Annotated in this window: 24 protein-coding genes; all 24 read right to left on the bottom strand. The window is 58.4% G+C overall.

Features of this window, described 5'->3' with window-relative positions; genetic code table 11:
- Position 1: 1 nt before the first annotated feature.
- On the bottom strand, positions 2-190 hold the full coding sequence (rpmD, locus tag JK208_RS08275; RefSeq protein ID WP_194262298.1) for a 50S ribosomal protein L30: 189 nt from the start codon (positions 188-190) through the stop codon (positions 2-4).
- Entirely contained in the window at positions 183-758 is a 576-nt protein-coding gene (gene rpsE / locus JK208_RS08270; RefSeq protein ID WP_099286913.1) for a 30S ribosomal protein S5, read from the bottom strand. Before rpsE ends, rpmD begins: the two co-directional genes overlap by 8 nt.
- A gap of 11 nt (positions 759-769) precedes the next feature.
- Positions 770-1,132 carry a 50S ribosomal protein L18 gene (rplR, locus tag JK208_RS08265; RefSeq protein WP_146859707.1) on the bottom strand — a complete coding sequence of 121 codons (363 nt, stop codon included), beginning with the start codon at positions 1,130-1,132 and terminating at the stop codon, positions 770-772.
- Positions 1,132-1,668 carry a 50S ribosomal protein L6 gene (gene rplF / locus JK208_RS08260; RefSeq protein ID WP_211575417.1) on the bottom strand — a complete coding sequence of 179 codons (537 nt, stop codon included), beginning with the start codon at positions 1,666-1,668 and terminating at the stop codon, positions 1,132-1,134. The genes rplR and rplF overlap by 1 nt, the downstream gene beginning before the upstream one ends.
- 10 nt (positions 1,669-1,678) lie before the next feature.
- Positions 1,679-2,077, bottom strand: coding sequence for a 30S ribosomal protein S8 (rpsH, locus tag JK208_RS08255; protein ID WP_011251952.1), 399 nt, complete (start codon positions 2,075-2,077; stop codon positions 1,679-1,681).
- Between the two features lie 12 nt (positions 2,078-2,089).
- On the bottom strand, positions 2,090-2,395 hold the full coding sequence (gene rpsN, locus JK208_RS08250) for a 30S ribosomal protein S14 (RefSeq protein WP_011251953.1): 306 nt from the start codon (positions 2,393-2,395) through the stop codon (positions 2,090-2,092).
- Between the two features lie 132 nt (positions 2,396-2,527).
- Positions 2,528-3,091, bottom strand: coding sequence for a 50S ribosomal protein L5 (gene rplE / locus JK208_RS08245; RefSeq protein WP_099286916.1), 564 nt, complete (start codon positions 3,089-3,091; stop codon positions 2,528-2,530).
- Between the two features lie 11 nt (positions 3,092-3,102).
- Complete coding sequence (rplX, locus tag JK208_RS08240) at positions 3,103-3,423, bottom strand: 50S ribosomal protein L24 (RefSeq protein WP_146859703.1); 321 nt, start codon at positions 3,421-3,423, stop codon at positions 3,103-3,105.
- The gene (gene rplN / locus JK208_RS08235) at positions 3,423-3,791 is read right to left on the bottom strand and encodes a 50S ribosomal protein L14 (protein WP_011251956.1); all 369 of its coding nucleotides are present in this window, start codon (positions 3,789-3,791) and stop codon (positions 3,423-3,425) included. Before rplN ends, rplX begins: the two co-directional genes overlap by 1 nt.
- A gap of 12 nt (positions 3,792-3,803) precedes the next feature.
- Positions 3,804-4,076, bottom strand: coding sequence for a 30S ribosomal protein S17 (rpsQ, locus tag JK208_RS08230; RefSeq protein ID WP_194262297.1), 273 nt, complete (start codon positions 4,074-4,076; stop codon positions 3,804-3,806).
- Between the two features lie 13 nt (positions 4,077-4,089).
- Complete coding sequence (rpmC, locus tag JK208_RS08225; RefSeq protein ID WP_062029304.1) at positions 4,090-4,323, bottom strand: 50S ribosomal protein L29; 234 nt, start codon at positions 4,321-4,323, stop codon at positions 4,090-4,092.
- Positions 4,323-4,739, bottom strand: a complete 417-nt coding sequence (gene rplP / locus JK208_RS08220; protein ID WP_011251959.1) for a 50S ribosomal protein L16 — start codon at positions 4,737-4,739, stop codon at positions 4,323-4,325. Before rplP ends, rpmC begins: the two co-directional genes overlap by 1 nt.
- A 57-nt stretch (positions 4,740-4,796) precedes the next feature.
- A complete protein-coding gene (gene rpsC / locus JK208_RS08215) occupies positions 4,797-5,474 on the bottom strand; it encodes a 30S ribosomal protein S3 (protein WP_011251960.1) in 678 nt (225 codons plus the stop codon).
- A gap of 3 nt (positions 5,475-5,477) precedes the next feature.
- A complete protein-coding gene (gene rplV / locus JK208_RS08210; RefSeq protein WP_062029303.1) occupies positions 5,478-5,906 on the bottom strand; it encodes a 50S ribosomal protein L22 in 429 nt (142 codons plus the stop codon).
- Positions 5,907-5,908: 2 nt separating this feature from the next.
- Entirely contained in the window at positions 5,909-6,187 is a 279-nt protein-coding gene (gene rpsS, locus JK208_RS08205; RefSeq protein WP_011251962.1) for a 30S ribosomal protein S19, read from the bottom strand.
- 16 nt (positions 6,188-6,203) lie between these two features.
- Complete coding sequence (gene rplB, locus JK208_RS08200; RefSeq protein ID WP_099286917.1) at positions 6,204-7,034, bottom strand: 50S ribosomal protein L2; 831 nt, start codon at positions 7,032-7,034, stop codon at positions 6,204-6,206.
- Between the two features lie 16 nt (positions 7,035-7,050).
- Positions 7,051-7,347 carry a 50S ribosomal protein L23 gene (locus JK208_RS08195; RefSeq protein ID WP_194255033.1) on the bottom strand — a complete coding sequence of 99 codons (297 nt, stop codon included), beginning with the start codon at positions 7,345-7,347 and terminating at the stop codon, positions 7,051-7,053.
- Between the two features lie 41 nt (positions 7,348-7,388).
- Positions 7,389-8,003 (bottom strand): 50S ribosomal protein L4, encoded by a 615-nt coding sequence (rplD, locus tag JK208_RS08190; RefSeq protein ID WP_099286919.1) that lies wholly within the window; start codon positions 8,001-8,003, stop codon positions 7,389-7,391.
- An 11-nt stretch (positions 8,004-8,014) separates the two neighbouring features.
- Positions 8,015-8,698, bottom strand: coding sequence for a 50S ribosomal protein L3 (rplC, locus tag JK208_RS08185; RefSeq protein ID WP_041110841.1), 684 nt, complete (start codon positions 8,696-8,698; stop codon positions 8,015-8,017).
- A 10-nt stretch (positions 8,699-8,708) separates the two neighbouring features.
- Positions 8,709-9,017, bottom strand: coding sequence for a 30S ribosomal protein S10 (gene rpsJ, locus JK208_RS08180; RefSeq protein WP_007282720.1), 309 nt, complete (start codon positions 9,015-9,017; stop codon positions 8,709-8,711).
- A gap of 120 nt (positions 9,018-9,137) precedes the next feature.
- Positions 9,138-10,328, bottom strand: a complete 1,191-nt coding sequence (gene tuf, locus JK208_RS08175) for an elongation factor Tu (RefSeq protein ID WP_099286920.1) — start codon at positions 10,326-10,328, stop codon at positions 9,138-9,140.
- A gap of 115 nt (positions 10,329-10,443) precedes the next feature.
- Positions 10,444-10,920, bottom strand: coding sequence for a 30S ribosomal protein S7 (gene rpsG, locus JK208_RS08170; RefSeq protein WP_011251968.1), 477 nt, complete (start codon positions 10,918-10,920; stop codon positions 10,444-10,446).
- A gap of 12 nt (positions 10,921-10,932) precedes the next feature.
- Positions 10,933-11,304 carry a 30S ribosomal protein S12 gene (gene rpsL / locus JK208_RS08165; RefSeq protein WP_011251969.1) on the bottom strand — a complete coding sequence of 124 codons (372 nt, stop codon included), beginning with the start codon at positions 11,302-11,304 and terminating at the stop codon, positions 10,933-10,935.
- Positions 11,305-11,681: 377 nt separating this feature from the next.
- Positions 11,682-16,001 (bottom strand): DNA-directed RNA polymerase subunit beta', encoded by a 4,320-nt coding sequence (gene rpoC, locus JK208_RS08160; protein WP_194262295.1) that lies wholly within the window; start codon positions 15,999-16,001, stop codon positions 11,682-11,684.
- Between the last annotated feature and the right edge of the window lie 71 nt (positions 16,002-16,072).

The raw sequence follows: 16,072 nt of genomic DNA, 5'->3' as shown, positions 1-16,072 counted from the left end.
TTCAACCCTCCACCTTGATGAGGTGGGCAACCTTGCGGATCATTCCACGCACGGCCGGAGTATCCTCCAGCGTGCGCGTGGAACCAATTCCACGCAGACCAAGACCAATGATGGTCTCAGCCTGGCCCGGTTTACGACCGATGACCGAAGCGATCTGCGTAACCTGAACGGTCTTGCCATTCTCAGCCATTTGTCACCTCCGCTTCTGTCTGGCCCTGCTCGCGCTTGCCAAACAGTTCAGCAGCTTTCTTGCCGCGACGGGACGCAACATGACGCGGGCTGCTGGCCTTTTCAAGCGCAGCGAAAGTTGCCTTGATCATGTTGTGCGGGTTCCGCGTTCCCAGGCTCTTGGCCACAACGTCATTGACGCCGAGGCTTTCGAACACTGCGCGCATCGGACCACCAGCGATGATACCCGTACCGGCTTCAGCCGCACGAACAACAACCTTGCCAGCACCGTAATGACCGAACGTGTCGTGATGGAGGGTACGACCTTCCTTCATCGGCACACGGATCATCGTGCGCTTTGCACGCTCGGTTGCCTTGCGGATTGCCTCGGGAACTTCACGAGCCTTGCCCGCACCGTAACCAACGCGACCCTTCTGATCACCGACAACAACGAGGGCGGCGAACGCAAAACGGCGACCACCCTTTACGACTTTGGCAACACGGTTGATGGTGACGAGCTTGTCGATCAGATCATCGCCCTGCTCGCGCTCACGACCACCACGGCCGCCTTCTCTTGGCTCACGTGCCATGTGTGATCTCCTTAGAACGAGAGTCCGCCCTCACGGGCAGCCTCTGCCAGGGCTTTGACCCGGCCATGATACAGATAAGAGCCGCGGTCGAACACGACGGTCTTGACGCCAGCCGCGACACCACGCTCGGCAATCAGCTTGCCGATAACCGTAGCCGCGGACACATCGGCACCGGTCTTGCCAGCGTCGCGAAGCGTCTTCTCCAGCGTGGAGGCGCTGGCGAGTGTACGGCCCTGCGCATCGTCGATGATCTGGGCGTGAATGTGCTTGCTGGAACGGAAGACCGACAGACGCGGCCGGCCGCCGCTCTTGCGACGAAGCTGGAAGCGCAGCCGCTGACGGCGGCGTTCCTGCAATCCTTGCTGCGTTGCCATTACTTCTTCTTACCTTCCTTGCGACGCAGAACCTCGGTGTCGTACCGAACGCCCTTGCCCTTATAGGGCTCCGGCTTGCGGAAGCTGCGAATATCGAGCGCAACCTGACCAACACGCTGCTTGTCATTGCCTTCAACGACAATCGCGGTCGGACGCGGAGTGGTGATCTTGATGCCTTCCGGAATCGGATAGACAACATCGTGCGAGAAGCCGAGGTTCATCACCAGATTGGAACCCTGAACAGCAGCACGGAAACCCGTACCCTGAATTTCAAGCCCCTTGGTGAAACCGTCAGACACACCCTTGACCGTATTGGCGATCAGAGCGCGGGTCGTTCCCCACATGGTCCAGTTTTCGCGGGAGCGACGACCGACAGGAGCGACGGAGACGTTGCCGCCCTCGATCTTGACTTCCACATGACGGGAAACCGGCACAGTCAGTTCACCCAGCTTGCCCTTGGCCTTGAAGACGCCATCAGCAAGAGAAACCTGCACGCCAGCCGGAACTTCGACGGGATATTTACCTACGCGAGACATGCGATCCTCCTTAGAAGACGCGGCAGAGGACCTCGCCGCCAACGTTGGCAGCGCGAGCCTCGACGTCCGACAGGACGCCACGCGGGGTGGACAGGATCGACACACCAAGGCCGGCATAAACGCGCGGAAGTTCCTTGATCTTCGAGTAGACGCGACGGCCGGGCTTGGAAACGCGATGGATTTCCTTGATGACCGGCTGGCCTTCTACATACTTCAACTCGATACGGAGCTGTGCGACACCCTTGCGAAGCTCTTCAGCAGCAAAGCCACGGATGTAGCCTTCACGCTTCAGGGCTTCCAGAACGCTTGCGCGCAGCTTGGATGCAGGCGCAACGCAGACAGCATGACGGGCACGCTGTGCATTGCGGATCCGGGTCAGCATATCGCCCAGTGGATCAGACAAAGACATTCGATCTACCCTTTACCAGCTCGACTTGACCATGCCAGGAATCTGGCCGGCGGAGGCAAGATCACGCAGAGCAATACGGCTCAGCTCGAACTTGCGATAGTTGGCACGGGGGCGACCAGAAAGTTTGCAACGCAGACGGACACGGGTCGCGGATCCATTGCGCGGCATCTGGGCCAGCTTAAGGGTCGCATCAAAGCGGTCTTCAACCGACAGTGTACGATCCTTGATGATGTTCTTGAGAGCGGTCCGCTTTTCCTTGTCGCGCTTCACCAGGGCAGCGCGATGGTTATTACGGTTTACCGCTGAGACCTTCGCCATCTCGAATTTTCTCCCGGAACCTGTCAGGCCTATCCCGACGGTTTTCCAATCAGCGTGTCTATAAAGGAAAGCGGCCTTCCAATGGAAGGCCGAATCCTGATTTTAACCGTGATCGGTCTGAAAAATTATGGATCAGCCGTTGAACGGCAGATCAAAGGCCTTCAGCAGGGCCTTTGCTTCAGCATCAGACTTGGCGCTGGTCACGAAAATGATGTCCATACCGCGAACGGCATCGATCTTGTCATACTCGATCTCAGGAAACACGATCTGTTCCTTGATGCCCATGGCAAAATTGCCGTGTCCATCAAAGCCCTTGTTTGCCGGCAGGCCGCGGAAATCGCGGATGCGTGGCATGGCGATCGTCACCAGACGGTCAAGAAACTCGTACATGCGGGCACGACGGAGCGTGACCTTACAGCCAATGGGCAGACCTTCGCGGATCTTGAATCCAGCAATGGCCTTGCGAGCAAGGGTCTTGACAGGCTTCTGACCCGAAATCACGGTCATTTCCGCAAAAGCGGCATCAAGCTTCTTCTGGTCACCGGCGGCTTCACCAACGCCCATGTTCAGCACGATCTTCTCGAGCTTGGGAACCTGGAGTTCGTTGGCATAACCAAACTGCTCACGAAGCTGCTTCTTCAGCACATCTTCGTAACGCTGGTGCAGACGCGGCAAAGCGTTCTTCTGTTCGCTCATTGTTGCGTTCCTCAGCCTTCGATCACTTCGCCGGTTGCCTTGGCAACACGAACCTTGCGACCGTCTTCCAGAATGCGGAAGCCAACACGCGTCGGCTTGCCGCTCTTCGGATCAACCAGCTTCAGGTTGGAAAGATGGATCGGCATTTCGCGCTCGATGATTCCACCTTCTCCGCCTGCGCGGTTGGGCTTCGTGTGACGCTTGGCAATAGCCACGCCGCGCACAACAGCCTTTTCGGCCTTCGGCATCACAGCGAGAACTTCGCCGCGAACGCCACGGGACTTGCCGGAGAGGACCAGAACCTGGTCACCCTTCTTGATACGAGCAGCCATTACAGCACCTCCGGAGCCAGCGAGATGATCTTCATGAATTTGCGCGCACGCAGTTCACGAACCACCGGGCCAAAGATACGCGTACCAATCGGCTCCTGCTGCTTGTTCAGAAGAACAGCGGCATTCTTGTCGAAGCGGATGGCGGAGCCATCTGCACGACGAACCGGGTAGGAGGTGCGAACGATAACGGCCTGATGGACGTCACCCTTCTTCACCTTGCCGCGGGGAATTGCTTCCTTGACGGACACGACAATGACGTCGCCGACCGAGGCAGTCTTCCGCTTGGAGCCGCCCAGCACCTTGATGCACTGCACCCGACGTGCGCCGGAGTTATCGGCGACGTCAAGGTTGGTCTCGGGATGAATCATGTGCCTACCCCCTTATGCGCTGACGGAAGAGGACGCTGCAGCCAGCTCCTCACCGTTGCGCGACACGACAGACCACGTCTTGCGCTTGGAGATCGGCGCGCATTCTTCAATGCGGACCAGATCGCCCGTTTGGCAGACGTTTTCTTCGTCATGAGCCGCGTACTTCTTGGAGCGGCGAATAAACTTTTTGTAGAGCGGGTGCATGATGCGACGATCGACAAGAACGGTGACCGTCTTGTCCATCTTGTCGCTCGTGACCCGACCTGTCAGGACGCGCCTTGGCATCGTCCGTCTCCTCTCAGGACTTAGCGGCGGACGTTTTGGCGCCCGCACGGTTCTTCGATGTGTGAGCCAGTGTCTTGATACGTGCTACTGCACGGCGCACGACCTTGACGCGGCTTGTGTTCTCCGACTGCCCCGTGGCAGCCGAAAAACGATGGTTGATCTGTTCGCGCTTGAGGTCGAGCAGAAGAGCATTCAGCTCATCTTCGCTCTTCGCGCGCAGATCGGCAGGCTTGTACGTGTCGGCCATTACGCGTCTCCGATACGCTGAACGAACTTGGTCTTGATCGGAAGCTTTGCAGCCCCCAGACTCAGGGCCAGCTTGGCAACCTCAGGCGGAACGCCTTCGATCTCGAACAGGATACGACCCGGCTTGACACGTGCGGCCCAGTACTCGGGGTTACCCTTACCGGAGCCCATACGCACTTCTGCAGGCTTTGTCGAGACCGGAGTATCCGGAAAGATACGAATCCACACGCGACCGGCACGCTTCATGGCACGCGTGATCGCACGACGGGAGGCTTCGATCTGGCGAGCGGTAATCCGCTCCGGCTCCAGCGCCTTCAGGCCGAAGGCACCGAAGTTCAGCTGGGTTCCGCTTTTCGCCAGACCGTGAATGCGGCCCTTGTGGGCCTTACGAAACTTTGTCCGCTTCGGGGAAAGCATGTTGTTAAATCCTCAAATCAGCACCAGCAAAGGAACTGTGAGCTTTCGCTCACAGTCTTAACGCTGGGGAGCCTGCTCCGCAGCACGACGATCCTGTGCCAGCGGGTCATGAGCCAGGATCTCACCCTTGAAGATCCATACCTTCACACCGCAGGTACCATACGTTGTCTTGGCAGTTGCCGTACCGTAATCGATATCGGCGCGAAGGGTATGCAGGGGAACGCGTCCCTCACGATACTTTTCGGCACGAGCGATTTCAGCACCACCCAGACGACCACCGCAGGTGATCCGGATGCCCTGGGCACCCAAACGCATTGCGGACTGGATTGCGCGCTTCATGGCACGACGGAATGCAACGCGACGCTCCAGCTGCTGAGCAATGTTCTCGGCAACGAGAGTGGCATCGATTTCCGGCTTGCGGATCTCGACGATGTTCAGCGCCACATCGGTCTTAGCCATACGGCTCAGTTCCTTGCGGAGCGCGTCGATGTCCTGGCCCTTCTTGCCGATCACGACGCCCGGACGGGCAGCGTAGATCGTCACGCGGGGCTTCTTTGCCGGACGCTCGATAACAACGCGGGACACGCCTGCGCCGGACAGCTTGCGACGCAGGAACGCACGAAGCTTCAGATCTTCATGCAGCAGACGCGCATAATCTTGACCAGCGTACCAGCGGCTGTCCCAGGTACGGTTGACGCCGAGCCGAAGCCCGATCGGATTGACCTTATGTCCCATGGATCAGGCTGCCTTCTGCTCTTTGTTGGTTCCGCGAGACGGCTTCGTCTCTTCCGGTGCTTCCGCACGCTCGGCAACAACAATCTTCAGGTGGCTGAAGAACTTCTGGATCTGAGAAGAACGGCCACGGCCACGAGCGTGGAAACGCTTCATGACAATGGACTTGCCGACTTCTGCAGTCTTGACCACCAGCTGATCGACATCGAGCTGATGGTTGTTCTCAGCGTTGGCCACGGCGCTCTCAAGAGTCTTCTTGACCTGCTGCGCGATACGACGACGCGAGAAGGCAAGAGCGGCGATAGCCTTGTCAGCCGGCTGGTTGCGGATCATTGCCGCAACCAGGTTCAGCTTTTGCGGGCTGACGCGGATGTTGCGGGCGATAGCCTGCGCTTCCGTGTCAGCAAGCGTGCGGATATGCTTTGGCTTGCTCATTTTCAGCCCCGCTTCGACTTCTTGTCAGAGCCATGACCGGTGTAGGTCCGTGTCGGCGAGAACTCACCGAACTTGTGACCGACCATGTTCTCCGTGACCTGCACTGGCAGGAACTTGTGACCATTATAGACGCCGAACGTAAGTCCAACGAACTGCGGAAGGATCGTCGAACGACGCGACCAGATCTTGATCACTTCATTACGACCCGAAGCGCGCGACGCTTCGGCCTTACCGAACAGATACCCGTCAACGAACGGGCCCTTCCAGACGGAACGTGCCATCTCTGTTTGCCCCCTCTTACTTGCCGGACTTACGGCGACGGATGATCAGACTATCCGTCTTTTTGTTAACACGCGTCTTGTAACCCTTGGTCGGAACACCCCACGGCGTAACCGGGTGACGACCACCAGAGGTCCGGCCTTCACCACCACCATGCGGATGGTCGACCGGGTTCATGACAACGCCACGGTTGTGCGGACGACGTCCGAGCCAGCGGGAACGACCAGCCTTGCCCATGTGCTGGTTCATGTTGTCCGGGTTGGACACGGCACCAACGGTTGCCATGCATTCACCACGAACAAGACGCAGTTCACCGGACTGCAGCTTGATCTGAGCGTAACCGGCGTCTTTACCGACCAGCTGGGCATAGGTGCCAGCGGAACGGGCCAGCTTGCCGCCAGCGCCCTGCTTCAGCTCGATGTTATGCACGATCGTTCCGACCGGCATTGCACCCAGCGGCATGGCGTTGCCAGGCTTGACGTCCGTGTGGGCGCCGGAGATGACGCGATCGCCAACCTTCACGCGCTGCGGAGCAAGGATGTAGGCGAGTTCGCCGTCTTCATACTTGATCAGCGCAATGAACGCCGTGCGGTTCGGATCGTATTCGAGACGCTCGACCGTTGCGGCCACATCGAACTTGCGACGCTTGAAGTCGACATAACGATAGGACTGCTTGTGCCCGCCGCCACGGAAACGAACTGTGGTACGACCGTGATTGTTACGGCCGCCGGACTTGTTCTTGCCTTCCGTGAGCTGCTTGATCGGCTTGCCCTTGAAGAGCTCGCTGCGATCAATCAGCACGGTGCCGCGTGTGCTCGGCGTCGTGGGATTAAAGTGCTTGAGTGCCATGGTATCCTACCCCGCGTCAGCCCAGCTTGGCTGTAAGGTCAATGGACTGACCTTCAGCAAGCTGTACATACGCCTTCTTGATGTCCGAGCGACGGCCGGGACGACCCTTGACGCGCTTGACCTTGCCCTTCTGGACCAGCGTGCTCACGCCGGTCACCTTCACGTTGAAGAGTTTCTCAACCGCGACCTTGATCTGAGGCTTCGTCGCACCGGGAGCGACCTTGAACACCACCTGGTTACGCTCGGAAAGAAGCGTCGCCTTTTCGGTGATCAGCGGTGCACGGATCACGTCATACAGGGTTTCCTGAGACATGTTCTGTGCAGTCTTGTGTGCGTTCATGACGGTATTGGTGGTCATGCCAGACGCTCCTTAAGACCCTCAAGACCGGCGCGGGTGATGACCAGCACGTCGTGGTTGAGGATGTCATAGACGTTTGCACCAATGGTCGGCAGAACGTCGATCTTCGGCAGATTGGCGATTGCGCGAGCGAACTGCTCGTCAACAGCGCCATCAACGATCAGTGCGGACGTCCAGCCCAAAGCCTTGATCTTCGCTGCGGCTTCACGGGTCTTGGTGACACCGTTGGCTGCGTCGAGAACGATCAGCTTGCCCTCGGCAGCCTTCTGCGACAGGGCGCAGATCAGGCCGAGACGACGGACCTTCTTGGGAAGGTCATAGCCGTGATCGCGAACGACCGGACCATGAACAACGCCACCCGTACGAAACTGCGGCGCACGCAGGGAGCCCTGACGGGCAGAACCCGTGCCCTTCTGACGGAAAGGCTTCTTGGTCGTGCCAGAAATCTCACCCATGCCCTTGGTACGGTGCGTACCGGCGCGGCGCTTTGCCAGCTGCCAGTGCACGACGCGTGCCATGATGTCCGAGCGCGGGGTGACCGCGAAAATCTCTTCCGGAAGCGCGACAGAGCCTGCGCTACCATTATCGAGGGTCTTGATATCGTATTCCATGCCCCTCGTCCTCAACCGGCGGCTGCCACTGTTGCTGCCGGGTACGGCGCATCAGCATGGCGAGCCTTCTTGATTGCATCGCGAATCAGCACAAGGCCGTTCTTCGCACCAGGAATTGCACCCCTAACCATGATCAGGTTGCGCTCTTCATCCACGGCAGCGATCTCAAGGTTCAGCGTGGTAACACGCTCGTCACCCATGTGACCTGCCATCTTCTTTCCCTTGAAGACCTTGCCAGGATCCTGGCGCTGGCCTGTAGAACCGTGGGAACGGTGGCTGATGGAGACGCCGTGGGATGCTTCGAGACCTGCGAAGTTATGACGCTTCATAACACCCGCAAAACCCTTGCCCTTGCTCTGGCCCGTGACGTCAACTTTCTGCCCCACAACGAAGTGAGCAGCGGACAGCTTGGTTCCAGCTTCCAGCAGGGCGTCTTCAGAGACGCGGAACTCTGCCAGATGCTTCTTTGGCTCGACCTTGGTCCGGGCGAAATGGCCACGGTTCGCCTTGGTGACATTCTTCACCTTGGCATTACCAAGTCCGAGCTGAATGGCGGTGTAGCCATCGCGCTCGTTCGTGCGGGCATCCACAACCTCGACATTGTCAAGGTGAAGGACCGTCACAGGCACATGCGTGCCATCTTCCTTAAACAGCCGGGTCATTCCCAGCTTCTTTGCAATCAATCCGGTTCGCATCGTCTGGACCTTAGAGTTTGATCTCGACGTCCACGCCAGCGGCGAGGTCGAGCTTCATGAGGGCGTCCACGGTCTGCGGGGTCGGCTCGACAATGTCGAGCAGCCGGCGGTGAGTCCGAATTTCGAACTGTTCGCGGCTTTTCTTATCCACGTGTGGCGAGCGGTTCACCGTGAACCGTTCGATATGCGTCGGCAGCGGGATCGGACCCCGAACCCGCGCACCCGTACGCTTCGCCGTGTTTACGATCTCTTTGGTGCTGTTGTCCAGCACGCGATGATCGTACGCCTTAAGGCGAATGCGGATGTTCTGGTTGTCCATGTTCTTGTTCGTCCAACTCAAAAATTCGGGTGTCGTCCTACTGCCATTGCCCCTGAAAGGGAACCCCGGTCAGAAAAAATCTGACCGGGGCTGTCAAAGCCAACAGCTAAACGCAGGACTTTAGGCGGTGATGGAAGAAACCACACCGGCACCCACGGTACGGCCACCTTCGCGGATCGCGAAGCGCAGGCCTTCGTCCATGGCGATCGGAGCGATCAGCTCCACGTCCATGGCAACGTTATCACCCGGCATGACCATTTCCGTGCCTTCCGGCAGCGTCACGACGCCCGTGACGTCGGTCGTACGGAAATAGAACTGCGGGCGATAGTTCGTGAAGAACGGCGTGTGACGACCGCCTTCTTCCTTCGTGAGGATATAAGCCTCAGCCTTGAAGTTCTTGTGCGGCGTGATGGAGCCGGGCTTTGCCAGAACCTGGCCACGCTCGACGTCTTCACGCTTCGTGCCACGAACCAGTGCACCGATGTTGTCACCAGCTTCACCGCGATCGAGCAGCTTGCGGAACATCTCAACGCCCGTAACGGTCGTCTTGATGGTGTCCTTCAGGCCGACGATTTCGACTTCGTCACCCACGTTGACAACGCCGCGCTCAACACGACCCGTGACAACCGTACCACGACCCGAGATCGAGAACACGTCTTCGATCGGCATCAGGAACGGACGGTCAACCGGACGCTCCGGCTGCGGGATGTAAGCGTCAACCTGCGTCATCAGTTCGAGAACGCGGTCTTCACCGATTGCTGCGTCGCCATCTTCCAGCGTCACAAGAGCGGAGCCCTTGACGATGGGGATATCGTCGCCCGGGAACTGGTAGGAAGATAGAAGTTCACGAACTTCCATTTCCACGAGCTCGAGCAGCTCCGGGTCATCAACCTGGTCAACCTTGTTCAGGAACACGACCAGAGCCGGAACGCCGACCTGACGAGCGAGCAGGATGTGCTCACGCGTCTGGGGCATCGGACCGTCAGCAGCGGAAACGACGAGAATTGCGCCGTCCATCTGAGCTGCACCCGTGATCATGTTCTTCACGTAGTCAGCATGGCCCGGGCAGTCGACGTGAGCATAGTGACGGTTGGCCGTCTCGTACTCAACGTGAGCCGTGGAAATGGTGATGCCACGAGCGCGCTCTTCAGGAGCCTTGTCGATCTGGTCGTAGGCGCTGAACGTTGCGCCGCCGGACTTTGCCAGCACCTTGGTGATTGCAGCAGTCAGCGAGGTCTTGCCGTGATCGACGTGACCGATGGTGCCGATGTTGCAGTGCGGCTTCGTCCGCTCAAATTTAGCCTTTGCCATCGTCTTTCTCCAAAACCCCGCTCCACCTGGAACGGGAGTAAGACTGAAAGTTCAAACCGGTCAGTGTACGATCCCGAGATCGTGACACTGCCGGAAGCCCTTTAACCGGTTCTGATTACCAGCGATAGTGGCTGAATGCCTTGTTGGCTTCAGCCATGCGGTGCGTGTCTTCGCGCTTCTTGACAGCGGAGCCACGATTGTTGACCGCATCCATCAGTTCGTTGGACAGACGCTCCTGCATCGTGTTCTCGCCACGCTTGCGGGAGGCGTCGATCAGCCAGCGGATCGCGAGGGCCTGACGACGCTCGGCGCGGACTTCAACCGGAACCTGATAGGTTGCGCCACCGACGCGACGCGAACGGACTTCAACCGCAGGCTTCACGTTGTCCAGAGCCGAGTGGAACATGGCCACCGGATCTGCAGTCGTGCCGCCGCGACGGCGCATGACTTCGAGCGCACCGTAAACGATGCCCTCGGCAGTGGATTTCTTACCATCGTACATCAGCGCATTCATGAAGCGCGTAATGACGACGTCTCCGAACTTCGGATCGGGAAGGATCTCGCGCTTTACAGCGCGGTGACGGCGACTCATTCCAAATACCTCTTACTTCGGACGCTTCGCGCCATACAGCGAACGACGCTGACGACGCTTGGCGAGACCCTGTGTATCAAGCACACCACGCAGGATGTGATAACGGACGCCAGGAAGATCCTTCACGCGGCCACCACGGATCAGAACAACGCTGTGTTCCTGAAGGTTATGACCTTCACCCGGAATGTAGCTCACGACCTCATACCCGTTGGTCAGACGCACCTTGGCGACCTTACGCAGAGCGGAGTTCGGCTTCTTCGGCGTTACGGTATACACACGCGTGCAAACGCCGCGCTTCTGCGGGCAGCCCTGCAGTGCGGGGACCTTGTTCCGCTTTGCGGCCGGCTCACGGCCGTTCGCGATCAACTGGTTGATGGTCGGCATGCGCCCTTCCCAATCCTTGTCCTATTTCAGACAGCAACATTGCTGTTCCTGTCGTGACATTTGTTCCAACCGACATGCGGTAGGACCGCCTGCCATTTCCACATCGTGAAAAGGAAACAGCCTGAACTGTTCCCTTCTCTCTCCAGCGTGCGGCCTTGGCATTTTTCCCAAAGGGAAATTAGCGGCACCGCATGCGATTCTTTAAACTTCGTCGGCTTTTTCAGCCTTCCGAGAAGGCATGTGCCGAGGGCGCGGAACCTACGAAGGGTTCGACGCCAAGTCAAGTGGTTCAGCTGAAATGGCCCGATTCTGCATTGAAAGTTTCCAGAATCGGGACGCGATGATCCCCGCCTTCTTTAAAAGCGGGGATCCCGTTTTCATTCCGCTGCGTCTTCGACAGCTGCCTGCGACGTTCCACCAACACGCTGACGGTCCTGAGTGGCCGCGATGCCCCGCAGACGGTTCATCACACTGCCCGTTCCTGCCGGGATCAGACGTCCGACAATCACGTTCTCCTTAAGACCGTTGAGGGTGTCGACCTTACCCGACGTTGCCGCATCCGTGAGGACGCGTGTTGTCTCCTGGAAGGAGGCCGCAGAGATGAAGGACTGCGTCTGCAGCGAGGCCTTTGTGATGCCCTGCAGAACCGGCATGGCTTTCGCAGGCGTATCCCCGTTCTCAAGCAGACGCTGGTTTTCACCCTCGTACTCGATGCGGTCCACCGTCTCACCGATCAGATAGGTCGAATCACCCGGCTCGAGGATTTCCACCTTCTGCAGCATCTGACGAACAATGACTTCGATATGCTTGTCATTGATCTTCACACCCTGCAGTCGATAGACGTCCTGGATTTCGTTGACGAGATAGTCGGACAGGGCCTCGACACCCATGACCTTGAGAATGTCATGCGGCACGCGCGGACCGTCGACCAGCGGATCGCCCTTCTGGACGAAGTCGCCTTCCTGAACGGAAACGTGCTTACCCTTCGGGATCAGGTACTGCGTCTCCTCACCTGTATCGTCGTTCTTGACGATGACACAGCGCTTGGACTTGTAGTCCTTACCGAATTCAATACGTCCCTCGCCTTCGGCGATGATCGCATGATCCTTCGGACGACGCGCTTCGAACAGTTCGGCCACACGCGGCAGACCACCTGTAATGTCACGCGTCTTGGACCCCTCGCGAGGAATACGGGCCAGCACGTCACCGGCATTGACCTCTGCTCCGTTCTCCACCGACAGAATACTGTCCGGCGAGAGGAAGTAGCGAGCGTCGTTGCCGTTGGCGAGCTTGACGACGTTTCCGGAAGCATCCTTGAGCTGCAGACGCGGACGCAGATCCACACCTTTTGCTGCCTGCTTGTAGTCAACGACGACCTTCGAGCTCAGACCCGTGACCTCATCCATACGCTCGACGAGCGTGATACTGTCAATCAGGTCGAGATATTCGACCGTACCAGCCTGCTCGGTGATGATCGGCAGGGTGTACGGGTCCCACTCGGCCATCTTCTGGGTCCGCGTCACCGCTTCACCTTCAGAGACCATCAGACGCGCACCGTAAGGTACACGATAGCGGGCACGCTCCACACCGTTCTCGTCGGTCAGCAGGATTTCGCAGTTACGCGACATCACAACCAGAACCTTCTGCGAGTTCTCGACGACGTTCCGGTTCTTGATCGTCACGATACCATCGCGAGACGCTTCGACCATCGACTGCTCGGCGCCACGCGTTGCTGCACCACCAATATGGAAGGTACGCATGGTCAGCTGGGTGCCCGGCTCACCGATGGACTGTGCAGCGATAACGCCGACAGCTTCACCGATATTGACCGGCGTACCGCGCGCCAGATCGCGACCGTAGCAGTGGCCACAGATTCCGACGCGGCTGTCGCAGGTCAGAACGGAGCGGATATCAACGCTCTCCACGCCCGCCTTCTCGATGAGTTCAGCTTCAGCTTCCTCAATCAGCGTGTTACGCGGCAGGATGACATCCTGCGTGACCGGGTGCAGCACATCCTTGGACAGGGTACGGCCCAGAATACGCTCGGACAGTGAGGAAACAACCTCGCCGCTATCCATGACAGCGCGAACCGTCAGACCGCGTTCCGTACCGCAATCCGGCTCGACGATGATGCAGTCCTGTGCCACGTCAACCAGACGACGGGTCAGGTAACCCGAGTTCGCCGTCTTCAGCGCCGTATCCGCAAGACCCTTACGGGCACCGTGGCTGGACGTGAAGTAATCGAGAACCGAGAGACCTTCTTTGAAGTTCGCGATAATCGGCTGCTCGATAATCTCGCCCGAAGGCTTCACCATCAGGCCGCGCATACCGGCGAGCTGCTTCATCTGGGCCGGCGACCCACGGGCACCGGAGTGGCTCATCATCCAGACCGAGTTCGTCGGCTTGCCAATGACCTGCTTGGAGATCTCCTTGAGCATCGCAGCCTGGACTTCGTCCGTGCAGCGTGACCAGGCATCGACCACCTTGTTGTAGCGCTCGCCAGCCGTGATCAGACCGTCCTGATACTGCTGTTCGAACTCCTTGACTTCTTCCGACGTCTTGCCGACCAGCGTTGCCTTGGCATCCGGAATGATCATGTCATCCTTGCCGAAGGAAATACCGGCGCGAGCAGCGTGACGGAAACCAAGCCCCATCAGGCGGTCGCAGAAAATCACCGCTTCCTTCTGACCACAGTGACGATAGACCGTGTCGATCACGTCGGACACGTTCTTCTTCGTCAGCTGCTTGTTGATCAGGCTGAACGGGATGGCCTGATGCTTCGGCAGGATCTGCGCGATCAGGGCGCGACCCGGCGTCGTGACGATCGTCTGACGAACGGACTTGCCGTCAGCGTCAATCGTCGCCAGACGCAGACGGATCTTGTCATGCAGCTTGAGCGAGCCGGAAAGCATGGCGCTTTCGATTTCGGCAACATCCGAATAAGCCGGCGGAGCAGCCGTGACGACCTTACCATCCTTGATGACGGCATCATCCGGCGTCTCGCGGTATTCCGGAACCTCAAGGCTCAGGTAATACAGGCCCAGAACGATATCCTGAGACGGCACGATGATCGGCTTGCCGTTCGCGGGGCTAAGGATGTTGTTCGTGGACATCATCAGGACGCGAGCTTCAAGCTGAGCTTCAAGCGACAGCGGCACATGAACGGCCATCTGATCGCCGTCGAAGTCGGCGTTGAACGCAGTGCAGACCAGCGGATGAAGCTGGATGGCCTTGCCTTCGATCAGCGTCGGCTCGAACGCCTGAATACCCAGACGATGAAGCGTCGGCGCACGGTTCAGCATGACCGGATGCTCGCGGATCACTTCTTCGAGGATATCCCAGACTTCCGGGCGCTCTTTTTCCACCATGCGCTTTGCAGCCTTAATGGTGGTGGCGTGACCATACTTCTCAAGCTTCGAATAGATGAACGGCTTGAAGAGTTCGAGCGCCATCTTCTTCGGAAGACCACACTGATGCAGCTTCAGTTCCGGGCCGACCACGATAACCGAACGACCGGAATAGTCGACGCGCTTTCCGAGCAGGTTCTGACGGAAGCGTCCCTGCTTGCCCTTCAGCATGTCGGACAGCGACTTCAGCGGACGCTTATTGGCACCCGTGATGGCGCGACCACGACGGCCATTGTCGAACAGGGCATCGACAGCTTCCTGCAGCATGCGCTTTTCGTTACGGACAATGATGTCCGGCGCACGCAGCTCGATCAGCCGCTTCAAACGGTTGTTACGGTTAATGACGCGACGGTATAGATCGTTCAGATCGGACGTTGCAAAACGGCCGCCATCGAGCGGCACCAGAGGACGCAGTTCCGGCGGAATGACCGGCACGATATCCATGATCATCCAGTCCGGACGCGAACCGCTTTCCACGAAGGCTTCGACCAACTTCAGGCGCTTGACGAGCTTCTTGCGGGCGGCTTCCGACGTGGCCTTGCGCAGCTTCTTGCGCATCATGGTCTTTTCGGAATCGCCTTCCATGACTTCAGCGTCATAGTCGAACGGATCCGGCAAGCCCTTTTCCTTTGCCGCAAGGCTCAGGTCGCGTTCCTGGTCGTTCGGAATGCCCCAGTCATAGCTGGAAAGCGCGCGCTTGATGGCTTCCGCACCGATTCCAACGTCGATACCGGCGTCGGGATATTCATCCAGCAGGTCTTCGCAGCGGATTTCGTCCAGCAGATACTGGTCGCGCTTCTTGCCGTTCTTGTAGGAGTCGATCTGATCGGATTCACAGACGCCCTTGTCGAGAATCAGGAATTTCTCGAAATACAGAACCGGCTCAACGTCCTTGAGCGGCAGATCCAACATGGTCGCGATACGGCTCGGCAACGACTTCAGGAACCAGATATGCGCGACAGGCGATGCCAGCTCAATATGGCCCATGCGCTCGCGACGCACTTTGGCCAGCGTGACTTCAACGCCGCATTTTTCGCAGACAATGCCGCGGAACTTCATCCGCTTATACTTGCCGCACAGGCACTCGTAATCCTTGATCGGGCCAAAGATACGCGCACAGAACAGGCCGTCACGCTCGGGCTTGAACGTCCGGTAGTTAATGGTCTCCGGCTTCTTGATTTCGCCGTAAGACCAGGACCGCACCTGCTCGCTGGATGCAAGCTGGATCTTGATCTGGTCGAAGGTCACCGACTGGCCGGTCTGACCCAGGATCTTCATGAGTTCGTTCATGCGCCGAAACCCCAATGTGTCCCGCGGCGTACCGCGGACACTTTAAAAATGAACCGTAGCGAGAAGGAGGG

The sequence above is a fragment of the Gluconobacter sp. Dm-74 genome, assembly GCF_018256135.1.
Classification (GTDB): domain Bacteria; phylum Pseudomonadota; class Alphaproteobacteria; order Acetobacterales; family Acetobacteraceae; genus Gluconobacter; species Gluconobacter cadivus.
This window is presented reverse-complemented; position numbering and strand designations above follow the sequence as displayed.